Origin of the sequence: Thermococcus camini (assembly GCF_904067545.1) — an archaeon.
GTDB classification, from domain to species: domain Archaea; phylum Methanobacteriota_B; class Thermococci; order Thermococcales; family Thermococcaceae; genus Thermococcus; species Thermococcus camini.
On record NZ_LR881183.1, the window covers coordinates 196,147 to 212,701 of the forward strand.

The 16,555-nt window shown below is 47.8% G+C and carries 16 protein-coding genes and 2 tRNA genes; 9 read left to right on the forward strand and 9 right to left on the reverse strand.

The features are described 5' to 3' along the window. Nucleotides 1-32 precede the first annotated feature (32 nt). From TIRI35C_RS00885 to TIRI35C_RS11100, 5 genes are read right to left on the reverse strand one after another with little or no spacing between them, the layout of a single operon-like run. The gene (locus tag TIRI35C_RS00885) at nt 33-986 is read right to left on the reverse strand and encodes a glycosyltransferase family 4 protein (RefSeq protein ID WP_188201400.1); all 954 of its coding nucleotides are present in this window, start codon (nt 984-986) and stop codon (nt 33-35) included. 21 nt (nt 987-1,007) lie between these two features. Further along, nucleotides 1,008-1,982, reverse strand: a complete 975-nt coding sequence (locus TIRI35C_RS00890; RefSeq protein WP_188201401.1) for an NAD-dependent epimerase/dehydratase family protein — start codon at nt 1,980-1,982, stop codon at nt 1,008-1,010. Further along, nucleotides 1,979-2,824: a UTP--glucose-1-phosphate uridylyltransferase gene (locus TIRI35C_RS00895; RefSeq protein WP_188201402.1), complete on the reverse strand. Its 846-nt coding sequence runs from the start codon at nt 2,822-2,824 to the stop codon at nt 1,979-1,981. The genes TIRI35C_RS00890 and TIRI35C_RS00895 overlap by 4 nt, the downstream gene beginning before the upstream one ends. Further along, nucleotides 2,821-4,104, reverse strand: coding sequence for a UDP-glucose dehydrogenase family protein (locus tag TIRI35C_RS00900; RefSeq protein ID WP_188201403.1), 1,284 nt, complete (start codon nt 4,102-4,104; stop codon nt 2,821-2,823). The genes TIRI35C_RS00895 and TIRI35C_RS00900 overlap by 4 nt, the downstream gene beginning before the upstream one ends. After that, on the reverse strand, nt 4,101-6,122 hold the full coding sequence (locus TIRI35C_RS11100) for a glycosyltransferase (RefSeq protein WP_246454780.1): 2,022 nt from the start codon (nt 6,120-6,122) through the stop codon (nt 4,101-4,103). The genes TIRI35C_RS00900 and TIRI35C_RS11100 overlap by 4 nt, the downstream gene beginning before the upstream one ends. Before the next feature lie 480 nt (nt 6,123-6,602). Here TIRI35C_RS11100 and TIRI35C_RS00915 point away from each other — a divergent pair. Both TIRI35C_RS00915 and TIRI35C_RS00920 read left to right on the forward strand, forming a co-directional pair. After that, nucleotides 6,603-6,680 (forward strand) — tRNA-Glu (locus tag TIRI35C_RS00915). A gap of 13 nt (nt 6,681-6,693) precedes the next feature. Then, nucleotides 6,694-6,771 (forward strand) — tRNA-Ile (locus tag TIRI35C_RS00920). 782 nt (nt 6,772-7,553) lie between these two features. On the opposite strand, the gene TIRI35C_RS00930 is transcribed toward TIRI35C_RS00920, so the two are convergent. Together TIRI35C_RS00930 and TIRI35C_RS00935 are read right to left on the reverse strand one after the other, a co-directional pair. Next, complete coding sequence (locus TIRI35C_RS00930) at nt 7,554-7,937, reverse strand: type II toxin-antitoxin system PemK/MazF family toxin (RefSeq protein WP_188201406.1); 384 nt, start codon at nt 7,935-7,937, stop codon at nt 7,554-7,556. Then, a complete protein-coding gene (locus tag TIRI35C_RS00935) occupies nt 7,921-8,217 on the reverse strand; it encodes a ribbon-helix-helix domain-containing protein (protein ID WP_246454635.1) in 297 nt (98 codons plus the stop codon). The genes TIRI35C_RS00930 and TIRI35C_RS00935 overlap by 17 nt, the downstream gene beginning before the upstream one ends. A 486-nt stretch (nt 8,218-8,703) precedes the next feature. On the opposite strand from TIRI35C_RS00935, the gene TIRI35C_RS00940 reads away from it, so the two are divergent. The 6 genes from TIRI35C_RS00940 (at nt 8,704) to TIRI35C_RS00965 (ending at nt 12,042) form a co-directional block, all read left to right on the forward strand. After that, nucleotides 8,704-9,027, forward strand: a complete 324-nt coding sequence (locus TIRI35C_RS00940) for a ribbon-helix-helix domain-containing protein (protein WP_188202905.1) — start codon at nt 8,704-8,706, stop codon at nt 9,025-9,027. Next, entirely contained in the window at nt 9,014-9,463 is a 450-nt protein-coding gene (locus tag TIRI35C_RS00945) for a putative toxin-antitoxin system toxin component, PIN family (protein WP_246454636.1), read from the forward strand. The genes TIRI35C_RS00940 and TIRI35C_RS00945 overlap by 14 nt, the downstream gene beginning before the upstream one ends. A 430-nt stretch (nt 9,464-9,893) precedes the next feature. Continuing rightward, nucleotides 9,894-10,685: a type IV toxin-antitoxin system AbiEi family antitoxin domain-containing protein gene (locus TIRI35C_RS00950; RefSeq protein ID WP_188201408.1), complete on the forward strand. Its 792-nt coding sequence runs from the start codon at nt 9,894-9,896 to the stop codon at nt 10,683-10,685. Further along, nucleotides 10,678-11,472, forward strand: coding sequence for a nucleotidyl transferase AbiEii/AbiGii toxin family protein (locus TIRI35C_RS00955; protein WP_188201409.1), 795 nt, complete (start codon nt 10,678-10,680; stop codon nt 11,470-11,472). The genes TIRI35C_RS00950 and TIRI35C_RS00955 overlap by 8 nt, the downstream gene beginning before the upstream one ends. A gap of 88 nt (nt 11,473-11,560) precedes the next feature. Beyond that, nucleotides 11,561-11,740 (forward strand): zinc finger domain-containing protein, encoded by a 180-nt coding sequence (locus TIRI35C_RS00960; RefSeq protein WP_012572828.1) that lies wholly within the window; start codon nt 11,561-11,563, stop codon nt 11,738-11,740. A 26-nt stretch (nt 11,741-11,766) separates the two neighbouring features. Next, on the forward strand, nt 11,767-12,042 hold the full coding sequence (locus tag TIRI35C_RS00965; protein WP_188201410.1) for an elongation factor 1-beta: 276 nt from the start codon (nt 11,767-11,769) through the stop codon (nt 12,040-12,042). A 34-nt stretch (nt 12,043-12,076) separates the two neighbouring features. On the opposite strand, the gene TIRI35C_RS00970 is transcribed toward TIRI35C_RS00965, so the two are convergent. Further along, nucleotides 12,077-13,306, reverse strand: a complete 1,230-nt coding sequence (locus TIRI35C_RS00970; RefSeq protein ID WP_188201411.1) for a lipopolysaccharide biosynthesis protein — start codon at nt 13,304-13,306, stop codon at nt 12,077-12,079. 57 nt (nt 13,307-13,363) lie between these two features. After that, the gene (locus TIRI35C_RS00975; RefSeq protein WP_188202906.1) at nt 13,364-14,389 is read right to left on the reverse strand and encodes a tetratricopeptide repeat protein; all 1,026 of its coding nucleotides are present in this window, start codon (nt 14,387-14,389) and stop codon (nt 13,364-13,366) included. A 303-nt stretch (nt 14,390-14,692) separates the two neighbouring features. Here TIRI35C_RS00975 and TIRI35C_RS00980 point away from each other — a divergent pair, with 303 nt between their 5' ends. Beyond that, nucleotides 14,693-16,537 (forward strand): anaerobic ribonucleoside triphosphate reductase, encoded by a 1,845-nt coding sequence (locus tag TIRI35C_RS00980; protein WP_188201412.1) that lies wholly within the window; start codon nt 14,693-14,695, stop codon nt 16,535-16,537. Nucleotides 16,538-16,555: the final 18 nt, after the last annotated feature.

Sequence of the window (16,555 nt, forward strand, 5' to 3'; positions counted from 1 at the left end):
CTCCCATACTACTTAATCATGTGGTATCTTATTTATGAGATGATTTTTAGATACTCCTTTACTAGATTATGCCAGTTAAATTTTCTTTCAATTTTCTTTCTGGCTTGTATAGCAAGCTTAGATCTGAGTCTTGGATTAAGGATTAGTTTAATGAGTTCATCTACGTATTTATCCCTGTTCTCCACGACAATCCCATCAACTCCTGTTGCTATGATTTCTTTAGTAGCTCCAACATTATTGGTTATGACGGGCACCATTGATGCCATGGCCTCCAGAAAAACTAATGGAAAGTTGTCATTATACGAGTAGTAACTAAAGATATCTGCTTTCTGAAGTAGGAATTTAGGTGTGTCCACAAAACCCAAAAAAGTAATATTTAAGTTTTCTGGTATTGGGGAACTGAAGATTGAACTTTTAATTTGCTGAAGGTATTTGCCGGAACCAGCAATATACCAATTTATATTATTGGTACTTACGTTATGTGCAACTTCTCTCATGATTTTATATAACGTGAGCACTCCTTCTGCTTTTCCAAGAAAATGGAAATTAGTTATTGTTAAAACCTTAATTATATCACTATTCCCCTGGGAATTACTATCCTTTATTTGAAATTCTTCCGGGAATATTCCATTAGGTATGACTATTGCATCATCAAGACCAAGGACTTCTTTTAGAAAATAACTTGGAACGGTGATTGTATCTGAGTTAGTTATAGTTAATGGGTATAGTATTTTCCAAGGATTTTCTTCAGTTTTGTAAATGCCATGTAGTGTAAATATGAAATTTACGTTCTTGGGTCTGTAGGGGAGAGGAATTGCAGAACTATGTATTATCGTGTCTTCCATTTTTGTAGCTGTGAGAACCTTTAGTGGATTTTTTATAATACTTGTGTTTATATCTTCTAACTCCAAAGCCTTGGCATATTGTTTAGCCCAATTATAAGCTCCACCAATTCTTATTGGTGAGAGTATTATGACTTGCACCATTTATCACTCACCACAGTAGATTTATAAATCCTTTACCCATTCCAAATTCTCTAAAAACCAGTCACAAAATCTTTTGAGACCATCTTCTATTGAAATCCTCGGTTCCCAATTAAGTAATCTTTTTGCTTTGGATATGTCTGCATACGTTATTTCAACATCTGCTTTTGGTTTTGGAACGTATATTTTTTTAGCTTCTCTTCCTAAGTATTCTTCTAAAAGACTAACGAAGTAGTTCAATTCTACTGGCCTGTTATTTCCTAAGTTTACGATCTCAAACCCGAAATCTGCGTTAATCGCTTTTATTAGCCCATTTACTATATCAGAAACGTATGTGAAATCTCTTTTTAACTTCCCCCCACCATATATTTCAATTGGTTTTCCTTCCATTATCTTTTTTGCAAATTTGAAGTATGCCATATCCGGCCTACCAAATTCTCCGTATACTGTGAAAAACCTAACCCCGAGCATTTTTATACCGTACAGATAGTGGTATGTCCAAGCCATTAATTCATTAGCCCTTTTAGTTACTGCGTATAACGATACGGGTTTTTCTACTCTGTCCTCTTCGGAGAAGGGTATTTTTTTATTTGCTCCATATACAGAAGATGAAGAGGCAAATATCACTTTATCAATATTCCTTCTTCTCGCAAGCTCAAAGATGTTTAATGTTCCAAGATCATTGGATTGAATATATGCCCATGGATTCTCCAGAGAGTATCTAACCCCAGCCTGTGCACCCAAGTGGATTATTAAGTCAATATCTTCGTCAACACTTCCTATCAACTTATCCCAATCTGAAAGATCCAATCGAAGGAAGCGATAGTTTTCATAGTTCATTAAAATTTCGTTTCTTTTTTCTTTTAGCACTGGGCTGTAATAATTGCTCATGTTATCTATCCCTATCACACTTACATCATAGTCTTCTAAGAGTCGTTTGGACAGATGAAACCCTATGAACCCTGCACTTCCAGTGACAAGTATCTGCCCATACTTCACTTTAACCACCTAACAAAATTTATGATCCAGTTTTTGAACTCGTTACCAATCTCTTCATCTTTCACCGCCAACTCAACATTAGCCTTTAACCATTCAAATTTATTACCTATGTCGTATCTCTTACCAGTATACATCATTGCATATATTGGGTGATTCTTACTCATCTCTCTAAGAGCGTCTGTTAACTGGTACTCGCCCCCATAGCCGGGTTTCAGAGTTCTCAAGTAATCAAATATTTCCGGGGTTAGAATATACCTTCCAAGGGTAGCTATGTCTGATGGAGCTTCTTTAGTCTTAGGTTTTTCAATCATATCCTCTATCATATAAATGCCTTTCTCAATCTCATATCCTTTGATAATCCCATGAAAGGGAATTCTATCCTTTGGAACTCTTTCAACTGCTATTACTGAACTTCTATACTTCTCAAAGACATCCATTAACATCTTTGTGCACGGGGGAATTGTTATATTGTCTCCCAAAAGCAAAGCAAATGGTTCATCATCGACGAAAGCTTTAGCGTATTTAATAGCATCACCCAGACCTTTCTGTTCTCTCTGCCGAACAAAGAATATGTTGATATCACCAAGAATTGTATCCAACTCTTCAGTGTATTTTTCCTTCTTAGGCAAGTCGCTTCTATCGAAGTGATCTTCTATAGCTCTCTTATGCTTTCCTGTTATAATCAGGATTTCTCTTATACCAGAATAATAAGCTTCTTCAACCACATACTGAATTACTGGCTTATGGACTACTGGCACCATTTCTTTCGGCTGGGCCTTGGTAATAGGCAACATTCTCGTTCCATAGCCAGCCGCTGGAATAACCGCCTTCCTAATCCTCACCAGCACACCCCCTCGTAAATTCTGGCGGTTTTTTCAGCAGCTTTCACTCGTCTCCCATCAACTACTATCTTCCCAGAGTAATCCAACTCTTCAAACTCCTTCCACTCTGTAACTATTAAGATCACGTCAGTAGCTTCAAGAACTTCACGGGGAGAGTTAGCGTAAGTTATTTTCTCACCAACGTCGGGGTAGAACCCCTTGAAGTTTTCCATGGCCTGGGGATCGTAGGTTATAACCCTGGCTCCATCCTCAAGAAGCTTTTTTATGACGGGGTAAGCCCGCGTCTCCCTCACGTCGTCAGTGTCTGGTTTGAATGCTAAACCAAGAACTCCCACGGTCTTTCCTTTAAGCTCTGGAACGTGCTTTTTCAGGAGTTCAATCAATTTTAACGGCTGCTTCTCATTCACTTCCACCACAGCCTTCAGGATTAAGGGCTCTTCACCAAGCTCTTCCGTCTTTCTTATCAATGCCCGCGTGTCTTTGGGGAAGCAGGAACCACCCCAGCCGATTCCAGTTTTGAAGAAGTGGGGACTAATCCTGTGGTCTAATCCAACGCCTTCAAAGACTTTCCACGAGTCAATGCCGAGCTTTTTGCAGATGTTTCCAATCTCGTTGGCAAAGCTTATTTTAGTCGCTAAGAACGCGTTTGACGCGTACTTAATCATTTCAGCGGTTTTAATGTCCGTGAAGACTTTTGGTGCGTTTATTGGCTCGTAGAGCTTTTCTAAAACTTCTTTCGTTCTCTCGTCCTGAACTCCAATAACTACCCTATCTGGATTGAGGAAGTCGTTTAAAGCCACGCCCTCCCTCAGGAATTCGGGGTTCATCGCGAGGCCAAAATCCCCGAATGCTTTCTTACCCGAGTGCTCTTCAATGAGGGGTTTGACGACTCCTTCCGTCGTGCCCGGCAGGACTGTACTCTTCACGACGATAACGTGGTACGGGTCCTTCTCCTTGAGTGCTTCCCCGATTGCCTTCGCCGCTGACTCGACGTACTTCAAGTCTATCGAACCGTCCTCTCTTGATGGAGTCCCAACGGCTATGAATGTAACGTCGGAGTTGAGGATTGCCTCACGGTAGTCTTTTGTTGCGTAATACTTTCCCCTAAACTCTTTCATGAGTTCTTCGAGGCCTTCCTCGTAGATTGGGGGTTCCGCGTTGTTTATCATCGTGATTTTTCTTTCATCAACGTCCACGAATATGACTTCGTTTCCCAGCTTGATGAAACCCATTCCCGTGACGAGGCCAACGTAACCCGAACCAATAATGGAAATTCTCATCGTAACTCCCTCCTAAGAGCTTCATAAAGCTTTATGTTTTTAGTGACGAATATATCCCACGAATAATGTTTTTCAATTTTCCGTCTTCCTATTAGCCCCATTTTTCTCTGGACTTTTGGGTTTTCTAGGAGATACTCAATTTTTTGCAAAAAGTTGTCAATTGAATTTTTCTCTACCATCAAACCTGCTTTTTTGATAACCTCTTCCAAGTGTGGAATTTTTGATATTACTGAGGGAGTCTCACATGAAAATGCCTCCAAAACAGTCCGAGGAAGTCCTTCGGTAGTGGAGGTCAATAAGAAGATAAATGCACTAGAATAGTATTTAGGAAGTTCTTCATTTGGAATAAATGAGAGATATATTATATCCTCCTTGAATGGGGACTTCTCAACTAAATTCAAGGTAGTCCCGTTTAGAGGGCCGTCTCCCACTAGAATAAGCTTAAGATCTAAATTTGTGTATTTCTCTCTCAACTTATTGAATATTGCTATAGCGAGTTCGGGTCTTTTTCCGGGCACTAACCGTCCTACCCACATAATATTTTTTCTTTTAAATTCACCAGTGTTTTTGAACAACTTTGTGTCAATACCATTAAAAATCACCTTTATCTTGTCTGGAGGGATTCCCCATTCAGTCAGTTCCCGTTTTTCTTCTGAGGTATACACAATCACAGAATCTGCTACAGAAAATATGTACTTTCCAAAGACTCTGTTGTATATTGTATTGATCGATTTAGGCGCTGTCTGAGAAACTAATCCATGGTTAGTGACTACTAGTGGGGTTTTATGAACTTGCTTCAATATGGCAGCCAGCAAAGTTGTTATAAACAGGTGAGAATGTGCATGAACCACATCAAAATTATCCCACTCTTTGGTTAGCTTGAATGCATACAATATTGAGATTGGATTCCCCCAAATCCTTATTATCTCTCTAAATTTTTGCAAAGAATAATATGTTCGATCTTCATTTCCTGGCTCTTTGGAGATTACGTAGACTTCTACATGATGACCCTTTCTTCCTTGTTCTAGGGACAAACTATGGATGTGCAACCCGTACCCCCCTACTACGTATGGGTATATATCGGGGGCAACCCTAAGTATCCTCACTAATTTCATCCCTCCTTTTCTCACTCCCTCACCATCTTTGCCAGCACGTTCAGTGTCAGCCCGGCGACGAACAGCTGAATTCCGATTATCGTGAATATTCCAGCTCCGACGGCCTGGGTCATGTAAACCCTTCCTTCCTCGGAATAGGGGTGAAGCGCCCAGACCAACAGCCCGCCGGCGATTATGAAAGCTACCAAAGCCAGCGTTGTAAACAGGAACAATGGTCTCCTGTACCCTATCAGGCCTATTAACCCCCCCCAGCAGTTCGAATCCATGGCTTATCGGGTTCTTCTTATGCTTGTTGGGCACGTCGTACCTGACGGTTATCGGCACCTCCCTGATCCTCACGCCCCTCTCAGCCAGATACACCAGCATGTCGCTCTCCACGTTATAGCCGTTGCTGTTTATCTTCATTATCTCCTTCAGGGCTTTTCTGTTCATCGCCCTAAAGCCAGACTGGGAATCGGTAATTTTTAGGGTCCCATTCAGACTCACGTTGGCTGTGGTGTTCAGAACCCATAGGCCGAATCTTCTGTACAGGGGTATCTTCTTTTTTGTCCCGTCCAGGAACCTTGACCCTATCACAAGGTCGGCTTCATCTTTAAGGATGGGCTCCACGAGCTTGGGTATCTCCTCTGGATTATGCTGTCCATCGGCGTCTATACACACTATAATCTCGTACTCCTTCTCGGCGGCGTACTTGAAGGCCGTCTTGAGGGCCTGGGCCTTACCCATGTTCCGGGGGTGCTTTATGACGTGGGCGCCGGAGGAAATGGCTATGTGAAAAGTTTCATCTTTGCTCCCGTCGTCTACAACGAGAACATCGCCGTATTTTTTAGAAAGGGTTACTACATAGCCTATAGTAAGCTCCTCGTTATACGCAGGGATGATTATCAGGGTGTTATTATGCATAACCCCCACCGGCGATATCGTTGAAAGACGTCCAATTTTTTCAAGTACCGTTCATATTTAAATGTTATATTTTAGCCGAGAATGGTTTGTTGATACAATCTTTTTAAGCTTTTCTAACCGATGGGGGTACTCATGTTCGAATATAAAACGTTATTTGTAAAAAAATCGTTCCTATTGGGTGCTAAATGTGAAGGTATTCTGTGTTCATTGGTACATTTTTCCGAAATTCAATTCAAAAATTTAACATTGTTAACATGTTCGGATCTGCCGGATACTATTGGGATTATTATCCCGGAACACGATTCTCAGATGATACTTAAGACTTTGATGTCCGACATAAGAACATGAAAAATAGTCCTTTATAATAATCCTTTATGTTTCTCTTTTGAAGATCCACTCCCCATAGGGAGGGAAGTTGGGTTGCCCGCCTAGTTCCACCGAAAACTTTTTAAACCCTCTCTCCTCCCTAATCTCGGACACGCCCCGGTGGTGTAGCCCGGTCAATCATGCGGGACTCTCGATCCCGCGACCCGGGTTCAAATCCCGGCCGGGGCACCAGAATCCTTCTCCTGGGCCCGTGGCTCAGCCTGGTCAGAGCGCCCGCCTGATAAGCGGGAGGTCCGGGGTTCGAAGCCCCGCGGGCCCACCATAAGAAACTTTTGCCAAGCAAAAGTTTCATCAAAGTTGGTAGCTCCTTCTTGAAGTGCAAGTTCTTGCGAGGTTTTCTACTTGAAATCAATTGTTTTGAGTGAGAACTCCTTTAGGGACTCATTGTAATGGGGTTTAACCTTAAAAAGACGCCCGTAGGGCGTCAAAAGAAAGCAAACCCATTCCAAGGGACTCCTTGTAATTTGTTCTCGCTCAAAAAGGAAGGCCTTAATTTGGAAAACTGGCTTGTAATGACGCCTTTAGCGATGAGCTACAAACTTTTGGTGAAGCTTTTCCCAAAAGCTTCTGCGTGAAGTTTGATCAAGGTTTGTGATTCCTTATTGAATAACTACTTTTGGAGTGGGTTTTCTTTAAAAGCTGTTTGTGATATGTGGATTCGTCCCAAAGGGCACTTTTCAGGGGGTTCAAGTTTTTTGGCGCTCCAAAGGAGCGCGGTTTGAGTAGAACCCGCGTGGAAACGGCCTGTTTGATGAATCCAAAATTTCTAACGGTGGGGTTTTGAATTGAAATCCCACCTCAAGAGTATCTTGTTGAGGAATCACAAACTTTGATGAAACTTTTCTCCAGAAAAGTTTCTTTGGTCAAGCTTTTTCCAAAAGCTTGTTCGCCTGCGCGACGTCGAGCTTTGCTCGACGCAAGGGACGACAGTCCCGCAGAGTTTGATCAGGGTTGGTGATTCCTGTTTGAGTTGTCTTCTCGGGGTCATCGAGCGAGGGTATCGAGCCAAGAAGGTCCCATGTGACTTCATAATGCTCCTCGAACTCAGCCCCCTGTTGAAAATAATTTTCCCAGGCTGGCTTTAACCTCATCGATTTTTTCAGGGGACAGCATCCCTATTCTGGTCCGGACTTCACGTTTTGAGATGGAAAACACAACGTACGGTTTTATGAGACTTGGCCGGATAAAGGCCCCCTCATAAAGGCAAACGTCATCTCCCGTTATCTCAACATTGTACTCCTTGAACCCGCTCCCGAGGTTGGACGTTATCTGACAGACCACGATGCTGTTGCTGGCCCTGTTGAACCTTGAGTTTGAAAGGATCAAAACAGGGCGGGGCTTCTTCCGTGCCGAGTCGGTAAAAGGGAAGGCCACCGTAATGATCTCCCACTGCTGGAGATCCTCGTTGGGCTCACATCTTGGGCTCATACCTCACACCCTTAACATCACTCCAGTATTCATCGGCATCACTTTCCCAATCCTCGGCGAGTATAGGTTCTACCATCCTTTGGATGGCTTTTAGGTATGCTTCATCCTTACTCTCCTTGGAGGGGAGCTTATTTCTCATTACGAAGTCCCGAAGGGCCTCTTTGATAACCTCACTCCTGTTGGAGTAGTACCCGGCCTGAACCATCCGGTCTATTTCGGCCGCCAGTGCCGGGGGGATCCTGGCGGTAATCTTCACGCTGGCACCCATTTGTATCACCATTTGGTCCATCTGTCGGACATAATAAAAAGGTTTCCACGGGGCGAAGCTCTTTAATCTGTCGTTGCTAGGGGTGAGTCTAGTCTGCTTAAGTCGACTAAACAGGGTTTTTATTCCGTTTGAACAGACGGGACTGTGGTGTGGTCGTTCATAACGGGAAGTTTGAAAATGTATGTACTATTTTGGACATCCCCCATAATGGGGGACCTCTCATTTCTCCGAGAACATGCACCACTGGAGATGTCCTCCTAAAGAACAGGGGGAAATAAGTTAAACCTTCGGGGCGGAGTCCTCTGGCAACCTTTGCTGGACAAAGTTTCTTGAGGAGTGGAACCCGATTCTTGATGGAATCAAAAGAATTCTTGGCTTTGTGAATTACACGAATCTTTCTTGATCAAAGCACTTGCTGGATGTGTTTCTTGAGATGGATAGAAGGTTGGGGAGTCATCTTTAAATACTATTGTAGTCTATATGTAATTGGTGATTGTTATGGCGGAGATGGTAGATTACCCCGTCTCCGTGAGGTTACCGGGGTACGTTCTCAAGAAAATAGACGAGCTGGTGAAAAAGAAGGAGTTCAGGAGCCGTTCAGACTTCATCAAGTTCGCCGTTACGCTGGCGCTTGGACAGATGATGATGGAAGAAGCCAAGGAACTCGCCAAGGGCTTAACGCTTCAGGATATCCGGGCGGAGACAGAGGAAGCCCGGAGAATGTTGGCCGCTGGGGACTTTGAGGACGAGTGGCCTGAAGTCAAGGACATTCTCAAGGAAGTTGATGAGGAGTACAAGAAACTCACAGGTGCCAGGGGATGAAGTAGTCGTGGATACCAACGTTGTCCTAGCGGCCATGATTAGGCCAAGTGGGCTGGGGGCACTCCTCATTAAAGCCCTGGACGAGAATTTTCTCGTAAATTATACGAGTGAAGAAGCGCTCCATGAGCTCAGCTTAAAGATTGGCCTCTTAGCTGAGAATGGGAAGCTCTCTAGTGAATGGAAGCGGATTCTGGCCAGGTATTTGAGGGGCTCCTTAACAGTCTCGCCTTCGAGGGAGTTTAACCTCTCCAGGGACCCCAATGATAACAAATGGCTGGAAATTGCCTATGAGGGAAAAGTGGGGTATATCTTAACTTGGGACGATGATTTGATAGCTCTGAGGGACGAGAACAAGGTTGTGTGCTTGGAGGACCATGCTCTTAAAATCCTCCAACCCGTTGAGTTCTATCATGAAGTTCTGAAAAGACTTTGTTAAGGGGTAAGTTAAACCTCCGGGGGTGTGTGGGCGGAGCCCCCCATCAACCGTTGCACGGCAAAGGTTGACCAAAAGTCTTAACTGCGTAATCTGCTAAAGTGAGTTTGTGTGTCTTCTATTAAGTTTGAGAGTTTTGACTGGGTTTTATTTCAATAAGCCAATTTTGTTTTTGGTTTCTCTATTGTTTCAGCGCCCGGAGGGCGCTGTTGGAGTGAAACCATATGAGAGCGAATGTTGGGTGGATAAACTTGGGAGAATACCACCAGTGAGAACACACGAACTTTGATGAAACTTTGCGCAGGCAAAGTTTCTTGCGGGGTGGAACCCCTCACCTCACCATATCAAGTGAGTGGTTATAGAATGCCACAGGTTACACCCCTTTAACCCCTTCCGAAAATTTTATTAGGATCCTGGCCAAAATAGTCAGGATATGGAGAAAAATTACTACCTTACAAAAACTGAACAGGACATCATGAGGGCAATACGCGGAGCTGATATAGTGAGTGTTGACGAACTGCAGGAACTCTTTCCTAATCTTACCGCTGAAATGCTCTGGAAAGCTCTTTCGAGCCTCTCAAAAAAAGGGTACCTCACAAGGCTGAAGAAAGGCCTCTACCTCGTCAACGAAGGGCCAGGAAGCCCATCAATAAAAAACCCCTACCGGATAGCCCTTGCCATATTCCCGGGATATATAGCCTTCTCTTCCGCCCTGAGGCTTTACGATCTGCTTGACTATGAGCCGTTCACGATATTCGTGGCCACACCGAGAAAATCCGGTGAGAGAACCATTGGGGAGTACACGATCAAGGCCGTTGCCCTGGGAGAAAAGGCCACAGGAATGACGCTTAAGGATGGAATCTACACATCCACCCTCGCGAAGACGTTCTTCGACTGCTTTTACAAGCCGAGATACTGCGGGGGCTACTCTGAGATAACAAAGGCCTTCTACGAGGCCGAAAAACTTGACTGGGACGAATTCTTGGGCTACTTCGAACGCTTTGCCAGCGACTCCCTCTGCCAAAGGACTGGCTATGTTCTGGAGCTCCTCAAAAACGAGCTGGGGATAGACATCCCTGAGAGGGTTCTTGACTATCTAAGGGGCAGGGTTAGAAGCTGGACGAAGCTTGTCCCGACTCTTCCCTCCCGCGGGAGGAGCATTAAGGGGTGGAAAGTGATAGACAACCTTGGAAAGGAGAAGATACTGGGGTGGGCGTATGGATGAGGAAATGCTCCGGTATCTGGCAGCGAAGACCGGGCTGGGTCTGAACTACATCGCCAAGGAGGAGCGCATTTCTTTCCTGCTGAGTCAGCTGTGGGAAATCTTCGGCGAGAAGGCGATACTCAAGGGCGGCACTGCCCTCAACAGGGTTTACCTTGCAAAGATTGGAGCGGCAAGGTTTTCCGAGGATATAGACATTGACTATTTCAACGGCGACGTTGGCACAGCGGCTGAGGAGATAAAAGAGGGCATGAAGCTCGTCGAGGGATTTGACGTTAAAGGGCCGAGAGTTTTGCACCGGACTTTTCGGTTTGACTGCTATTACAAGAACCCTCTCGGGAACCGGGACAGGGTTAAAGTTGAGTTCTACCTCAGCAGGCCGCCTTACGTTGAAGCCAGGGTTGAACTGGTTAAATCACCATTTGTGGGTGAGTACCCAACCATGTTCATGGTCTACTCCTTCGAAGATCTGCTCGCCAAGAAACTCGCCGCCCTCTACAACCGCACTGAAGGCAAGGACATCTACGACTCTTTCCATGCTCTTAACATGGAGTTTGATGAGAAAAGGCTGGAAAATGCTTTGAAGCTCACCTTTGAATTCTACCACATTAACAATGAGGACTTCCTAAGGAGCTTAATTAAAAAGCTCGATTACGCAAAGGAAAATGCCCGGTACATCGGCAACTCCACCAACCACTTCATTCCAAAGAGCCTGCGCCCCAACTGGGAAGAGATGATAGAAAGCCTGAAGCTCAGAATTGAAGAACTTGGCCAGGTGATCCCTCTGTAGTTCGCGCCTTTTCCCAGAGAAAGGTTTATAAGCCAACTCCCTCAATGCCCACCAGTGATTAAAACCACCTTTCTTGGAGGTGTTCGCAGTGGAAGCCAAGTTCGAGATACCCGTATGCACATCATGCGGAAAGGAGATAACCCCTAGGGAGCACGCCACTCACTTCGTCTGCCCGAACTGCGGCGAGGAGATAATCTGGCGCTGCGAAAGCTGCAGGGTGTTAAGCGTCCCCTACAAGTGCCCGAAGTGCGGCTGGGAGGGGCCGTGAATTAGGCTGATTTGGAGGTGAAAGGAATGAGCGACTTCAACCTCGTTGGTGTTATTAAGGTCATGCCGACCGATCCGGAGGTCAACCTCGACGAGCTTGAGGAGAAACTGAAAGCTGTTATCCCCGAGAGGTTCGGCCTCGCCAAGGTCGAGCGCGAGCCCATAGCTTTTGGCCTCGTCGCCCTCAAGTTCTACGTCCTCGGAAGGGACGAGGAGGGCTACTCCTACGACGCCGTCGCCGACCTCTTCCGCGAGGTCGAGAACGTCGAGAGCGCGGAAGTTGAGACCGTCTCGAGGATCTGAATCCTCGGTTCCATTTCTATATCTTCCATCACCCTCAGGCTGCCCTTCTTATGGTTCCGGTGAGCGCAATCACCGCCAGCACCGTCCCGTATGCACCGATCCACGCCACGCCTATCCCAGCTATCCCCATCTGCCCGAGTAGGGCGTAGCTGAGCCCCAGGAAGAGCCCGGCCTTGAGGACGTTGAGGAGGGCGACCTCCCTCACCCGCTTCCGGATGTTGAGGATGGTCACCGAGAAGTTCACCGGGACCACCAGGAAGGAACCCAGCATCATGAGCTTCAGAAGCTTTAGACCCGCCATGTATTCCTCGCCGAACAGCCCGAGCAGAAGCCCACCAAAAAACCACACGAAGCCGGTCGCGGCGGTAAGGTACGCGTAGCTGACAAGCGTGGCCCTTTTGAGGGTTCTCCATACGTTCTCAAGCCCGTGGCTCCCCTCGACGAAGAAAGAAGTGTTCACAGCATTGGGCACGAACATGAGCAGGTTCGCGACGGAGAATGCTATATAGAAGTACGCCGCCTCCTCGCTCCCGAGGACCGTCAGAACAACCGTGGGCATCAAATAGTTCGGCGCCATGTTGGCGAGGTCGGCCACGTAGTTGCTGACGGAGAACGTGAGGGACTCCCTTAAAAACTCCGTATCCAGCCTTGGCCGCACCCAGCCGGCTGAGGCCAGCCCGTAAACCGTTCCCAGAAGCAGACCCAGGCCAAAGGATGACACTATCCCCAGGGTACCAAGGGGGACGAGGGCGAACAGGAAGGCGAACCTGGCCGAGAACAGTACGCTCTGGACAAAGCTGTGCTCCGCTTTCCTCCGGGCTATCGCGTAAATCGCGAGCACGTTGTAGGCTGTTGATGCTAAGGAGAACAGCGCAAAGAGGGCGAAGAACTCCGCCGAGAAAACGCCCTCAAACGACCCCATCCTCCCCGCGAGCAGCGCGTAGGCGGTGGAAACTGCGAGGGAGGCGGCGAGGGTCGCGGCCAGCGCGCTGCCTATGACCCTCTCCCCGTAGCGGGGATAGAACCTTATCATCGAGAAGTTCAGGCCGAGCATCGATATTGTGAAGACCAGGCTTATCGCTGATATCACGGCGGAGGCAGTCCCAACGTCGGACGGGGAATAGAGCCTCGCGGCAACGTTCCAGAACAAGAATCCCGCGGCCGCGGTGACCATCATCGACAGGGATATGTAGAGGGAGTTCCTGTACAGGGGGTTCTTCACGTGCCCCAGAACCGCACTGAACAGCTGGCTGACCGACCCCATCTTCTCGCCTCGCTGGAATCACGGGGCGGATGATAAAAATGTATCGAGGCGGAAGCTTCAAAGCCCCAGACTCAAACTCAGCTTCGGCCTCTTCCACTCATCGAGGATTGCTTTCAGATCCTCGTTCTCCACCTGGGAGTAGAGCTCATCGAAGCGCTCCTTCGCACCGTTCTCCCCGGCCTTCCAGCGGGCAAGCTCACCTATCGCCCTGAAGAAATAAGCCGTATCATCCTCGAAGAGCTCGGCAAAGGCCTCCATGTTCTCCGCGACAACGCCGTAAGAGCCCTCGTTGAAGAGCCCCTCGATGAAATCCGTCAGCGTATCGAAGACGAGGCCGAAAATCTCGTCGCTCACGTTGATGGCCTTGACGAGGGCGTCCCGTATAGCCCTGAAAGCTTTGTCGTACTCCCCCCTTCCGGCGAATATCTCCGCCTCGACCAGCCTGGCGTTTATCTCTATCTCGTCCTCCCTCGGGTTCCTGAGAACCTCGTTTATCAGTGCCTCCGCCGCGTCGTAGTCCCCGAGCTCATACCTGAAGTGCGCAAGGTCAAGAAGGCTTATCATGTGGTTCTTCTCGTCTCGTATCCCCTCGAAGATCCCCCTCGCGCGCTCCATAAGCTCTATTGCCTTCTCGGTCTCGCCGAGCTCGTCGTAGTTCACCGCCAGGTTCGCTAGAGTTAGCGCTATCTCCCTCTCGTTCTTCAGAACCTCTTCCTCGAGTTTGAGGAGCTCCTCGTAGGTCTCTATCGCCTTCTCTGGCATGCCGAAGTGCTCGTAGGCATCTGCTAAGTAGTATAGAGCCGTCGCGTACTCCTCCGGGTCATCCTTCTTCTTCTCGGCCACCCTCCTGTAGAGCTCGATTCCGGCCTCGGAGTCGTCGAGGTGTGCGTAGACGTGCGCAATCTCGTGGAGCAGGTCGTAGGGATCTTCACACTCTACCGCGATTTCCCCGAGCCTTCCAAGCTCTTCCCTCAGCTCTTCTTCCGCCTCGATGGAGTCGATGTAATCGTCAAAGAGCTCCAAAAGTTTCTCACAGTCCTTTGCGGCGAGGACATTCTCCCATTCGGCCTTGATATCGCTCATTTTCACATCACCGGGTTTCGGTTCTCCGAACGGGTTAAAAAGCTATGGTCGTCAGAGACTGTGTTTTATAGTCAAATATTGATTTAGCATTTTGTATAGATGACAATTATTTGTCGATACTTGTTTCAGTGGCTTCCTGTGTTGTCAGTTTGTCTGTCTAACTATCAATAGATGTCTGTCCAGCCTGTCATTTGGTACTGAATCATAGGGAGGTTTTGCAGAACTGACTATGAGTTCAAGGGGAAGCGTTATATCTGGCGTTTGTTTCCATCGTTATTTGGATAAATTATCCAGGTGGTACCGATGGAAACCGTAAAAAAGGATGTGATCCACGAGTACGCCGGCTGGAGCAGTCCCAACGTTCTGGAGAATGCCAACCGCTATCCCGGTCCAACGGGCTTCTTCGCCTACGTGATGGAGGAATCACTAAAGGAAAGCTTCTCACTGGTTCCTGAGGAGGGAAGGAAGGCTCATTTCTCCGGGGACGTCTACATCCACAAGCTCCCCTACAGCCTCTACATCCCTTACTGCACGGGCCACAGCACGGCGAGGCTCCTCGAGAAGGGTCTCAAAACCCCGACGATAACATCGAAGCCCGCTAAGCACTTCGACACCTACGTTGATCATATAGCGAACTACCTCATAACCATGCAGCACTACTTCAGCGGCGCTCAAGCTTTAAGCTCGGTCGAGTGGTATGCCGGCCCGTTCATAAGGAAAGAGGCCCTCGAGGGGCGTAAAATCAGACAGCAGATTCAAAGGCTGGTTTACAACCTCAACTACCCGAGCAGGGTTGGAATGCAAACTCCTTTCACCAACTTTACAGTAACTCTCGATGCCCCCAAGAAGATGCTCGAAGGTGACCACGCAGTTTATGCGGGAGAGAAGGTTGAACCCCTCGGTGAGTACGAAAGGGAAGCGAAGGAGTTCTTCATAGCCCTCACAGAGGTCCTCCGCGAGGGAGATGCCCTTGGCCAGCCCTTCACCTTCCCGATTCCCACCCTTATGGTCACAGCCAAGATGCTCTGGGACGACCCGGAGGTTTTTGAGGCCGTCTTTACAACAGCCTCAAAGCGCGGGAGCTTCTACTGGCTCAACACCAACGTTGTCGATCCGGATGCCAGCTACGCCATGTGCTGCAGAATAGCGATAGACAAGACCGAGATGGCCTTTGCCTTTGGTGTTTCCGAGAAGAGCGCCGAGGAAGAAGCCATAGAAAAGCTTGAACGCCAGCGCTTCGGTGGCCTCTGGGCGATGCCAGACGTTACCGGCTCGGTGAACGTAACCACCGTGAACCTTCCGAGGCTTGCACTCAAGGCCAAAGGCGACGACGATAGGTTCTGGGAGGAGTACGAGAGAGTCCTTGAAATCGTTAGAAGAACCACCGACTGGTTCAGGGAGCGCTACGTGAGGCTGATAACGACTTACAGGCACATGTACAGCATGATTCACCTCTATCTTAAGGAGTTCCTGGGCAGTCACTTCAACACGGTTGGAATCCTCGGCCTTCCGGAGGCTGCTGCCATTTACCTCAACGAGCTGAGGCTCTGGGAGGAGGGGAGCAGAAGGGAGTGGCTTAAAGCGGCGGAGGTAATGAAGGAGATGGTGGAGTTTGCAACCGAAAAAGCGAGGGAGTGGATGCGGGAAACCGGGACACCCTGGAACGTCGAGGAGGTTCCGGGGGAGAGTGCGGCTGCAAAGCTCGCAATCAGGGATATCAACGAGTTCCCCGAGCTCAAAGAGTACCTCAGCGACGTTGACAACCCGATTTATTCGACCAGTATAGCGCCCTACTACGGGGCACTTGAGCTGGCCGACAGGATACGGGTAGAGGAAAGGGTTCAGAGGAGCTTCACCGGCGGGGTCATGATGCACATCTTCCTTGGAGAAGAGCCCGACCCGGAGGCACTTGCAAAGCTCACCAGGAGGCTCATGAGGACCGAGCTGGTTTATTGGAGCTACACTCCAGCGGTAACGGTCTGCAACTCCTGTGGTTACTCTGCAACCGGCCTGCACACCCACTGTCCGAGATGCGGAAGCGAGAACGTCGAGATATGGAGCAGGATAATAGGCTACTACCGCCCGCTCAGGAACTGGAACCCCTTCCGGAAGAAGGAGTTCTGGACGAGGAGGCACTACTCATCTTGATTTCTTTTTGGAGGTGGT

What these genes read in the sequence shown, in the direction of transcription:
- TIRI35C_RS00885 (WP_188201400.1), bottom strand. Translation starts at nt 986, where the DNA reads ATGGTGCAAGTCATAATACTCTCACCAATAAGAATTGGTGGAGCTTAT.
- TIRI35C_RS00900 (WP_188201403.1), bottom strand. Translation starts at nt 4,104, where the DNA reads ATGAGAATTTCCATTATTGGTTCGGGTTACGTTGGCCTCGTCACGGGA.
- TIRI35C_RS11100 (WP_246454780.1), bottom strand. Translation starts at nt 6,122, where the DNA reads ATGCATAATAACACCCTGATAATCATCCCTGCGTATAACGAGGAGCTT.
- TIRI35C_RS00930 (WP_188201406.1), bottom strand. Translation starts at nt 7,937, where the DNA reads ATGAGCCCAAGATGTGAGCCCAACGAGGATCTCCAGCAGTGGGAGATC.
- TIRI35C_RS00935 (WP_246454635.1), bottom strand. Translation starts at nt 8,217, where the DNA reads ATGGTGATACAAATGGGTGCCAGCGTGAAGATTACCGCCAGGATCCCC.
- TIRI35C_RS00940 (WP_188202905.1), top strand. Translation starts at nt 8,704, where the DNA reads ATGGCGGAGATGGTAGATTACCCCGTCTCCGTGAGGTTACCGGGGTAC.
- TIRI35C_RS00950 (WP_188201408.1), top strand. Translation starts at nt 9,894, where the DNA reads ATGGAGAAAAATTACTACCTTACAAAAACTGAACAGGACATCATGAGG.
- TIRI35C_RS00955 (WP_188201409.1), top strand. Translation starts at nt 10,678, where the DNA reads ATGGATGAGGAAATGCTCCGGTATCTGGCAGCGAAGACCGGGCTGGGT.
- TIRI35C_RS00965 (WP_188201410.1), top strand. Translation starts at nt 11,767, where the DNA reads ATGAGCGACTTCAACCTCGTTGGTGTTATTAAGGTCATGCCGACCGAT.
- TIRI35C_RS00970 (WP_188201411.1), bottom strand. Translation starts at nt 13,306, where the DNA reads ATGGGGTCGGTCAGCCAGCTGTTCAGTGCGGTTCTGGGGCACGTGAAG.
- TIRI35C_RS00975 (WP_188202906.1), bottom strand. Translation starts at nt 14,389, where the DNA reads ATGAGCGATATCAAGGCCGAATGGGAGAATGTCCTCGCCGCAAAGGAC.
- TIRI35C_RS00980 (WP_188201412.1), top strand. Translation starts at nt 14,693, where the DNA reads ATGGAAACCGTAAAAAAGGATGTGATCCACGAGTACGCCGGCTGGAGC.